The 8,640-nt window shown below is 33.8% G+C and carries 11 protein-coding genes; 3 read left to right on the top strand and 8 right to left on the bottom strand.

Going from position 1 to position 8,640, the window contains the following annotated elements:
* Positions 1-60: 60 nt before the first annotated feature.
* The 4 genes from tnpA to B0A81_RS06640 all read right to left on the bottom strand — a co-directional run bounded on the left by tnpA (position 61) and on the right by B0A81_RS06640 (position 3,347).
* On the bottom strand, positions 61-492 hold the full coding sequence (gene tnpA, locus B0A81_RS06655; RefSeq protein WP_089057295.1) for an IS200/IS605 family transposase: 432 nt from the start codon (positions 490-492) through the stop codon (positions 61-63).
* Between the two features lie 67 nt (positions 493-559).
* Positions 560-2,239 carry a nicotinate-nucleotide--dimethylbenzimidazole phosphoribosyltransferase gene (gene cobT / locus B0A81_RS06650; RefSeq protein WP_089057294.1) on the bottom strand — a complete coding sequence of 560 codons (1,680 nt, stop codon included), beginning with the start codon at positions 2,237-2,239 and terminating at the stop codon, positions 560-562.
* Positions 2,240-2,365: 126 nt separating this feature from the next.
* Positions 2,366-2,875, bottom strand: a complete 510-nt coding sequence (cobU, locus tag B0A81_RS06645) for a bifunctional adenosylcobinamide kinase/adenosylcobinamide-phosphate guanylyltransferase (RefSeq protein ID WP_089057293.1) — start codon at positions 2,873-2,875, stop codon at positions 2,366-2,368.
* Positions 2,876-2,984: 109 nt separating this feature from the next.
* On the bottom strand, positions 2,985-3,347 hold the full coding sequence (locus tag B0A81_RS06640; RefSeq protein WP_089057292.1) for a DUF5522 domain-containing protein: 363 nt from the start codon (positions 3,345-3,347) through the stop codon (positions 2,985-2,987).
* Between the two features lie 95 nt (positions 3,348-3,442).
* Here B0A81_RS06640 and B0A81_RS06635 point away from each other — a divergent pair, with 95 nt between their 5' ends.
* The 3 genes from B0A81_RS06635 to B0A81_RS06625 all read left to right on the top strand — a co-directional run bounded on the left by B0A81_RS06635 (position 3,443) and on the right by B0A81_RS06625 (position 6,518).
* Positions 3,443-4,585: an ABC transporter substrate-binding protein gene (locus tag B0A81_RS06635; protein ID WP_089057291.1), complete on the top strand. Its 1,143-nt coding sequence runs from the start codon at positions 3,443-3,445 to the stop codon at positions 4,583-4,585.
* Between the two features lie 6 nt (positions 4,586-4,591).
* A complete protein-coding gene (locus B0A81_RS06630; RefSeq protein ID WP_089057290.1) occupies positions 4,592-5,620 on the top strand; it encodes an iron ABC transporter permease in 1,029 nt (342 codons plus the stop codon).
* 121 nt (positions 5,621-5,741) lie between these two features.
* Entirely contained in the window at positions 5,742-6,518 is a 777-nt protein-coding gene (locus tag B0A81_RS06625; protein ID WP_089057289.1) for an ABC transporter ATP-binding protein, read from the top strand.
* Positions 6,519-6,675: 157 nt separating this feature from the next.
* On the opposite strand, the gene B0A81_RS06620 is transcribed toward B0A81_RS06625, so the two are convergent.
* The 4 genes from B0A81_RS06620 to B0A81_RS06605 form a co-directional block, all read right to left on the bottom strand.
* On the bottom strand, positions 6,676-7,134 hold the full coding sequence (locus tag B0A81_RS06620; protein WP_089057288.1) for a tRNA (cytidine(34)-2'-O)-methyltransferase: 459 nt from the start codon (positions 7,132-7,134) through the stop codon (positions 6,676-6,678).
* A 22-nt stretch (positions 7,135-7,156) separates the two neighbouring features.
* Positions 7,157-7,744 carry a pseudouridine synthase gene (locus tag B0A81_RS06615; RefSeq protein WP_089057287.1) on the bottom strand — a complete coding sequence of 196 codons (588 nt, stop codon included), beginning with the start codon at positions 7,742-7,744 and terminating at the stop codon, positions 7,157-7,159.
* A gap of 54 nt (positions 7,745-7,798) precedes the next feature.
* Positions 7,799-8,008 carry a hypothetical protein gene (locus B0A81_RS06610; protein ID WP_089057286.1) on the bottom strand — a complete coding sequence of 70 codons (210 nt, stop codon included), beginning with the start codon at positions 8,006-8,008 and terminating at the stop codon, positions 7,799-7,801.
* 99 nt (positions 8,009-8,107) lie between these two features.
* On the bottom strand, positions 8,108-8,635 hold the full coding sequence (locus B0A81_RS06605) for a MepB family protein (protein ID WP_089057285.1): 528 nt from the start codon (positions 8,633-8,635) through the stop codon (positions 8,108-8,110).
* Between the last annotated feature and the right edge of the window lie 5 nt (positions 8,636-8,640).

Genomic DNA, 8,640 nt, shown 5'->3' with positions numbered 1-8,640 from the left:
CCAACATCTTTAGATGTTGGTTCATTTATTAGTAATGAAAGAGGCTTTAGCCAAACTCTTTTAAGAATGCTTAAAGCCAAATTTCATCATAAATTCATCATATTCTTCTTGAAATGTTTTCTTTTTATGATGCTCTTCTTGATTTTTAATGTAATCTCTCACTTTATCAACAATAGATTCTGATACTGAAACAGCAAAATATTCATCTTGCCATTCAAATTTTTCTTTAGTCAATTGGTTTTTATTAATCCAATATGAAGATTCGCCTTTTAACAACTGTATTGTTTTCTGAATTGTTTGATTATTTCCTAATGAAATTAAACAGTGACAATGATCAGAATATCCGCTAATAAAGTCAAGATATATTTCTTTTTTTACCGCATTTTCTTTTATGTGATGCCAAATTTTTTGACGTAGATCAACTGAGTTTAAAAAAGGAAACCTATTTTTAGTACTCCAAACACAATGAATATAAATTTTAGTAAAAGGCATATATGATTTTTTAAAAATAATTTCAAACTGTAACTCAAAGTTATAAACTACGATTGAAAATTGGCGTTTATTTCCTACTTACCCCTGCACTTTCAAAACTAGCCATTTCATTTAAAAATGCTTCCGCCGATTTTAAAATCGGAAAAGCGACTGCGCAGCCGGTTCCTTCGCCCAAGCGCAAATCTAGATTTAAAACAGGTTTTGCATTTAGGTAATCTAGTAATTTTATATGTGCTTTTTCGGCAGAGCAATGGCAGAAAACAGCATTATGTTTGATGTTAGGATTTATTTTTGAAGCAATTAAAAAAGCCGTACTGCAAATAAAACCATCAACTAGAATGAGCATTTTGTTTTCATAAGCTGCGAGCATTCCGCCGGCAATTTGTAAAATTTCAAAACCGCCAAAATAAGCCAGTTGCTGTTTTAAATCGGCTTGACCAGAATAATTCTGAATGGCACTTTTGAGCAAGTTTTGTTTTTGAATTAACTTTTCGTCTTCAACACCAGTTCCCTTTCCAACACACTCTTCAATTGGTAAATTAGTTAAAAGGCTCATTAATACAGATGCTGTCGAAGTGTTTCCAATTCCCATTTCACCAAAACCAATACAGTTTGAACCTGTTTTGGCGATCGTATCAACAACCGATTTTCCTTTTTCAAGGCACAATTGTAATTCGGTTTCACTCATTGCTGGAACATGAAGAAAAGATTGAGTTCCTTTTGCAATTTTAGCATTTATCAATTTTGCATTCGTTGGGAAATCATAATTTACACCTGAATCTACGATAGATAAATCAATATTATTCTGACTGCAGAAAACATTGATTGCGGCTCCGCCTTCCAGAAAATTAGTAACCATTTGGCGGGTAACATCTTGCGGGTAAGCACTAACGCCATGATTTGCAATGCCGTGATCAGCTGCAAAAACTACTATATTTGGATTTATTATTTTTGGATTTAAGGTTTCAAAAACGGTTGCCATTTGAAAAGCTAAGGTTTCTAAAGTTCCTAAAGCGCCAATAGGTTTTGTTTTTGAATCTATTTTATCTTGAAGGAGTGCGCTGAAATCTGTTTTGATCTCAGTACTATTTTGTTGTTTTAAATCTAAATCTAGAAAATTTGATTTCTGTATTTTGTCGATTTCAGTACAAAGTGGAGCTTCAGATTTTTGTTTCCAATGTAATTGCTGTAACATTGGCTGATTATTATAATTTGTTGCGGGTTTTCCAATACAGAAATACCCAAGCGGTTCTATATTATCTGGTAAGTCAAGAATTTTTTTAAATTGATAATAATTGATAATCGAAACCCAGCCCATTCCATAGCCTTGTTCAGTAAGCGAAAGCCAAATGTTTTGAGCAGCACAAACGGAGCTGAATTTTACCGCTTCGTTACTTCCAATTGTTCCAATCGTAAACTGATTAAGAACAGAACGATCGTAAGCAATAATAAGACCTAGAGGGGCTTCTTCAATTGCTTCTAATTTTAAGGATCTGTAAAGTTCTTTTTGCTCGGGATTATCAGTTAGTTCTTCGGCTTTTTTATTATAATCTAAAAAAAGCTCTTTTACTGCGGTTTTAACTTCTTTAGATTTTATGATATAATATCTTGTCGCATCGGTCAGCCCAACAGAAGGCGCCCAATGTCCAGCTTGCAAAGCTTTCTGAATTACTTCATCGGGAACTTCGTCTGTTGTAAAATGCCTTGTATCACGGCGTGATTTTAAAATATCATCTAAATAGCTCATTTTTAAATTCCAGTTTTTAAACTCCAAATTCCAATACAACTGAAATTTGAATATATAAGTAAAGGTAGGATATAGTGTTGGAATTTGGAATTTTAATTTTGGAATTCCCTTTTTAGGATTAGAATTTTATCCTTTGATTTTGACAGGAATTCCCGAAACCATTAAAACAACTTCATCAGCTTTTGAAGCCAAAAATTGATTCATCCAACCTTGTAGTTCAGTAAATTTTCGTCCAATTTCGGTAGAAGCATGAACGCCCATTCCAATCTCGTTTGTTACAATAATAAGCGATGTGTTTTTTTGTTCGGCTAACAAAAGAAATTCTTTTTTAGCTTCTTCTAAACTTAAATCGACATTGTTTTTATGGTCTACAAAAAAGTTGGTCAGCCAAAGTGTTACACAGTCAATTAGAGCAACTTTACCAGAAAAATCAATTTTACTTAAGTATTTTTCTTCTTCAATATTTGTCCATCGCTCATCACGATCCTTTTGATGACGGTCTATCCGATTTTGAAAGTCTGAATCCCATTTTCTGGCCGTAGCTACATAGATCGGATTGTTTGTAAGTTGTAAAGCTAGAGATTGGGCATATCCGCTTTTTCCTGAGCGTTCGCCGCCGGTAATCAAGTAAATCATTTTTTTGTTTAGATATAAGTTATGAATTATAAGTTATGAATATTATTGGATAAAGTGGTAAGCATAGTTTTTTCAAACGTATAACTCAACACTCATAAGTCACAACTTTTCAATAAGGGCAATGTCGACAGTCATTTCCACAACAACTTCCTCTTTTTAGATGAAACCAAGTCTTGAAAACATAATTGCCATCTTCGATATAATAATCGATACCTTCAATTAGGTTTTCTGTTTTAGGTAGGGTTGCAGCTTTATTTTTAAGTGCTCTTTCAGGAGTCAGTGTTTCAATATAAGCGTCAATTTTATCTTCGCATGCTTCTTTAAAACAAACTGGACATAGACAATCGCCTCCTTCAGAAAGATTGAAAATAGGCGGAAAATCATTGCACCAGCATTTGTTTTCAACCGAAATATCTCCACAGCTGAATTGAGTTTCACAGCTTGAGCAAACTTTTGTTTTTGTGGTATTCATAGTGTAAAGATACAGTTTGTTGAATTTTGTAGGAATAAAAATAAACAAAAAAAATAGAAAATGGTTTACCTTTGTTCCTATCCAAAACGTAAAACATGAAATATTTATTCCCTAAGTTAATTTTTATTTTCTCTTTTTTTATCCTTACTGGATGTAAGAAGTCTGAAACAGTTGAGGTTGCAAAATCTGAAAGTGCAAAAAATAGTATTGAGTTTGCTTCAGGGCTTTCGATCATTAAATATGATGGATATTCAGTTGTTACGGTTATGGAACCGTGGCCTAATGCCAATAAAAATTTCAAATACATTTTAAAAGAAAAAGATGCAAAGGTTCCGGATAGTTTGGAAACTTACACAACTATAAAAGTGCCTTTAGAGTCAATTGTGGTTACGTCAACTACTAATGTACCATTTTTAGAAATGCTTGAAGTTGAAAATAAACTGGTTGGTTTTCCACACACAGATTATGTTTCATCAGAAAAAACAAGAGCTTTAATCGATAAAGGTTCGGTAAAAAATGTAGGTCAAAATGAAAAATTAAATATTGAACAGTTAATCGAATTAGCACCAAATTTGATCGTGACGTTTGGAGTAGACAACAATAATCCGATGTTGGATAATTTAAAGAAAAGCGGTCTAAATGTTTTTATTCAAGCGGATTGGATGGAACAGTCTCCACTTGGAAAAGCAGAATGGATTAAGTTGTACGGAGCTTTGTTTGGTAAAGAAGAAAAAGCCAAAGAATTGTTTGATAAAATTGTGGAGAGTTATAATCAAGCTAAAAAATTGGTGGCAGATAAACCTGCATCTTCAACAGTTTTGTATGGTTCGATGTACGAAGATGTTTGGTATGTTGCCAAAGGAAACAGCTGGGTTGCCCAATTTATGAAAGATGCTCACGCCAATTATTTATGGTCAGATTTAAAAGGAACTGGAAGTGAAGGTTTGTCATTTGAAAAGATATTAGTAAAAGCTAAAACAGCTGATTTTTGGATCGCTTCAGGATCTTTTAAAAGCTTAGATGAAATAGCGAAAACAAATCCGCATTACAGTCAGTTTGATGCTTTTAAAAATAAAAATGTGTATACATTCGAAGGCAAATTTGGAGCAACAGGCGGAACAGTTTATTATGAATTAGCGCCGAGTCGTCCAGATTTAGTCTTAAAAGATTATATAAAAATTTTCCATCCTGATTTGTTGCCAAGTTATGAGTTTACTTTTGCATCTAAATTAAACTAAGATCAATTGATAAATAAAACGCGAAATATAACTCTGTTTTCCATACTTGGGTTGGCACTTTTGTTTATATTTTTCCTTGACATTAGTTTAGGATCTGTTACAATTCCGTTCAAAGAAGTGTGCAGCAGTTTAACAGGAGGACAGGCAAGTAAATCAACTTGGGAATATATTATTATTAATTACCGTCTGCCAAAAGCAATTACAGCTATTTTGGTTGGAGTAGGGTTGTCTATAAGCGGTTTGCTGATGCAGACATTGTTTAGAAACCCGTTGGCAGGACCGGATGTATTAGGACTGAGTTCTGGAGCTATTTTGGCAGTTGCTATTGTAATTTTAGGTGCAGCGATATTACCGTCTTTTTTAAGCTCAGTTTTATTATCTCCATATGGAATTGTATTGGCATCTACTTTAGGAAGTATTTCTGTTTTACTTTTAGTTTTGCTGGTTGCGCAAAGATTGCGAAATACGATGGCAATTTTAATTGTTGGACTTATGTTTGCCAGTTTTACAAGTGCGATCGTTGGAGTTTTAACCTATTTTAGTTCAGCTGAACAATTGCAGAAGTTTACCTTTTGGTCTTTAGGAAGTCTGGGAAATCTTTCTTGGACATCGATTGTTATTCTGGCTGTTTGTATAGGTTTTGGTTTACTTTTAAGTGCAGGCAGTATCAAGCCTTTAAATGCATTGCTTTTAGGAGAAAATTATGCTAAAAGTATGGGTTTGAATTATAAGAGAGCACAATTAGTAATTATTTTAGCAACAAGTATTTTAGCAGGAAGTGTTACTGCTTTTGCAGGACCTATTGCCTTTATAGGTTTGGCTGTTCCGCATATTGCGAAGCTGACGTTTCAAACGAGTAATCATACTGTTTTATATTGGAGTACGTTTTTCTTTGGCGGTATAATTATGCTGTTCTGCGATATGGCGTCACAGATGCCGGGTTTAGAGGTAACATTGCCAATTAATGCAATTACATCAATTATTGGTGCGCCGGTTGTAATTTGGCTGTTAATGCGAAAAAGAAACTTTCAGTAAATTGTATTAGCCACAGATTATATAGATTAAAAGGATTATCTCATGTTATTAAATAAATTAATCTTGAGACAAAGAAAAACATAGATACTTAGAACCTTAGCAACTCAGAACCTTAAAATAGATGAAATCAATTTTAAAAACTTCAAATTTAAACATTGGATATAAAACCAAGAAAGCAACTGTGACTATTGCTGAAAATTTAAACTTGAATTTAACTTCTGGGAAACTCGTTTCGTTGATTGGTGCTAACGGAATTGGGAAATCGACTTTGCTGCGAACTATTACAGGAATTCAGAAGCCTTTGTCAGGAACTGTTTTTTTGAATGATAAAAATATCAATACCTATAAGCCGTTAGATTTGGCTCAGAATCTAAGTTTGGTTTTAACCGAAAAACTGCCGCCAAGTAATCTCACCGTTTTTGAGTTGACGGCATTAGGCCGTCAGCCCTATACCAATTGGGTTGATTCTTTAACTGAAACAGATATTGAAAAGGTTCAGGAAGCAATGGCGCTGACACAAATAGAACATTTGGCTCAAAAAAAGCATTTTGAAATAAGCGATGGTCAATTGCAAAAGGTTTTAATCGCCAGAGCTTTGGCGCAAGATACGCCGCTGATTATTTTAGATGAACCTACAACACATCTTGATTTACTGCACAAAGTTTCTTTATTTAAATTGCTGAAAAAACTAACACAGGAAACTCAAAAATGTATTTTATTCTCTACTCACGATATTGATTTGGCAATTCAATTAAGTGACGAAATGATTATTATGACTCCAGAAAGTGTTGTTCAAGATGAACCTTGTAATTTAATTTCAAACGGAAATTTTGCCACTTTGTTCAAAGATGAACATATTGTTTTTGATGCCGAAAAAGGGAAATTTGTGATTACTTAGAAGTTTTTTCAGGAGCTAATCCTGCTGTTCACTATATCTTTTGTGGCGTCCCGAGGCTTCGGGACTACCACAAAAGGATGCCGTTTCCATCAGGGCTAGCGCATTCGTTTTCATAAGAACTTTGATTATCCGATTAAACACCTAAACAAATAAGCGATTAAACTTTTTTAGCTCCAATCTGTCTCTTCGCTTCACCAACCACAAAAGCAACAGAATTTGCAATGTTAAAGCTGCGAATTAGTTTTGACATTGGAATCGTTAAATGATTGTCAAAACGAGCCAAAACTTCTTTGCTTAATCCAACGCTTTCTTTGCCAAAAACTAACCAATCTCCATCTTGAAAATCCGTTTCTAAATATGATTTTTCAGCATGAGAGCTCATCAAAAAAACACGTGATTGATCTGGAATCTGCTTGATCCATTCCTCTATATTTTGGTATTCCGTAACATCAAGATGAACCCAATAATCCAAACCAGAACGTTTTAGATTTTTATCGTTTATCACAAATCCGAACGGATGAATTAAGTGCAGTCGGCTTTCAGTTCCTACGCACAATCTTCCAATGTTTCCAGTATTATTTGGTATTTCTGGTTCTACAAGAACTACGTTTAGCATTATCGTTTATTTGTTTGTTCGGTTAATCGTTAATTTGAGAATTATCTAATTTAAAATCAGAAACCTCAAGGACTTCTCCAGCTTTTAAGTTTTGCAAATATACATTTCCTATTCTTACGCGAACTAAACGTAAAGTAGGAAATCCAACAGCGGCAGTCATTTTTCTAACTTGACGAAATTTCCCTTCATTCACGGTAATTGATGCCCACGAAGTTGGTCCGTGGCGTTCGTCTCGGATTTTTTTTGCTCGAGGTCCAAAATCAGGAATTTCAGTTACAATAAAAGCTGAGCAGGGTTTTGTTTTGTATTTTCCGCCTTCAAAACCTATTTCTACACCTTTCTGTAATTGTTCGATTGCTTCGGGTGTAATAATGCCGTCTACCTGAACATAATATTCCTTGTCGACTTTTTTACTTCTTATTTGCTCACTTACCTTTCCGTCAGTTGTGAGTAGCAATAAACCTTCAGAGTCTTCATCAAGTCTTCCAATTGCCATAGTTCCTTCTGGAAAGTCATGCAGTTCGCCTAAAAGTTTTTTCTTTCTTTTCAATTCATATATAAATTGACTTAAATAACCATAAGGCTTAAAAAGAATGAAGTGTCGATGCATGTTTTATTTTTTTGCAAAGATAGCTTTGTTTTTACAAGAAATTCGAGTTTGTTCTTACTCCTTATTCCTGTTTTTCATTTTACTCAGCCATAAATAAACAGACCAAATTACTGTAATGCCAAATAAGATAATTAAAGGAGTGTAGTAATTCCTGAAAAAATCATGAAAATAAGTGCCTATTAAAATGTAAGCCGAGGCAATGCAAAGTTTCAAGACAATAAAGTCGGCATTTGACCAGCTGGTTTTGATTTTGAAAAAGTTCATTTCGTTTCTTTTAAATTAATAGTTTAGAAACAGCATTTTATTGCCGATTGTCTAAAGTTATAAAAAAAGACATTAAGAACTTGGAAACCAGATTGCGTCTCACAATGCAAGAAGCTTTTTAAAAGTACCTAAATCAGTAGTTGGGTTTATTTCGTAGAAATAATTCAATTGCCATTGCTGTGTTTTCTGTGCTTGTTTACTAGTTGTTTGATCCCAAGGTGGGTAAACCCTAGTGGCTCTTATTCCTTCTTTAGTTTCAGTCGTGAAAATTCCTTTTTTAAGCAGAACATCTTTAGGGAAAACAAATTGCCCAAGAAGATTTCCTTTTTGAACGCTTACAATTACAAAAGCAATAGAATCAGAATAATCAAAAGGTTCAATTATACCTGATTTATTACGCTTCCATAAGGTTACAAACTGACCAGTTTTGGTTGGGGTAATTTTAGCCGATCTAAATTTAATAGGCCGATTATCGATTTTAAAATCTAAAGCTTCATAATCTTGACTTTCGGTTTCTGGCTGTAGTTCAGAACATGTAAATCCGCAGAGATCATAAATTAATTCTTTGGCAATTTTTAAGTTTTTAGGAAGAAAAACAGAATCTTCCAGCTTCTGATTTAAAGGCATTAATT

The sequence above is a fragment of the Flavobacterium plurextorum genome, assembly GCF_002217395.1.
Taxonomy (GTDB): Bacteria; Bacteroidota; Bacteroidia; order Flavobacteriales; family Flavobacteriaceae; genus Flavobacterium; species Flavobacterium plurextorum.
Note: the sequence above shows the minus strand (reverse complement) of the source record. Positions and strands in the feature narration are given on the sequence as shown.

Coding starts and splice junctions, on each gene's coding strand:
- tnpA (WP_089057295.1), bottom strand. CDS start 492: ATGCCTTTTACTAAAATTTATATTCATTGTGTTTGGAGTACTAAAAAT.
- cobT (WP_089057294.1), bottom strand. CDS start 2,239: ATGAGCTATTTAGATGATATTTTAAAATCACGCCGTGATACAAGGCAT.
- cobU (WP_089057293.1), bottom strand. CDS start 2,875: ATGATTTACTTGATTACCGGCGGCGAACGCTCAGGAAAAAGCGGATAT.
- B0A81_RS06640 (WP_089057292.1), bottom strand. CDS start 3,347: ATGAATACCACAAAAACAAAAGTTTGCTCAAGCTGTGAAACTCAATTC.
- B0A81_RS06635 (WP_089057291.1), top strand. CDS start 3,443: ATGAAATATTTATTCCCTAAGTTAATTTTTATTTTCTCTTTTTTTATC.
- B0A81_RS06625 (WP_089057289.1), top strand. CDS start 5,742: ATGAAATCAATTTTAAAAACTTCAAATTTAAACATTGGATATAAAACC.
- B0A81_RS06620 (WP_089057288.1), bottom strand. CDS start 7,134: ATGCTAAACGTAGTTCTTGTAGAACCAGAAATACCAAATAATACTGGA.
- B0A81_RS06615 (WP_089057287.1), bottom strand. CDS start 7,744: ATGCATCGACACTTCATTCTTTTTAAGCCTTATGGTTATTTAAGTCAA.
- B0A81_RS06610 (WP_089057286.1), bottom strand. CDS start 8,008: ATGAACTTTTTCAAAATCAAAACCAGCTGGTCAAATGCCGACTTTATT.
- B0A81_RS06605 (WP_089057285.1), bottom strand. CDS start 8,635: ATGCCTTTAAATCAGAAGCTGGAAGATTCTGTTTTTCTTCCTAAAAAC.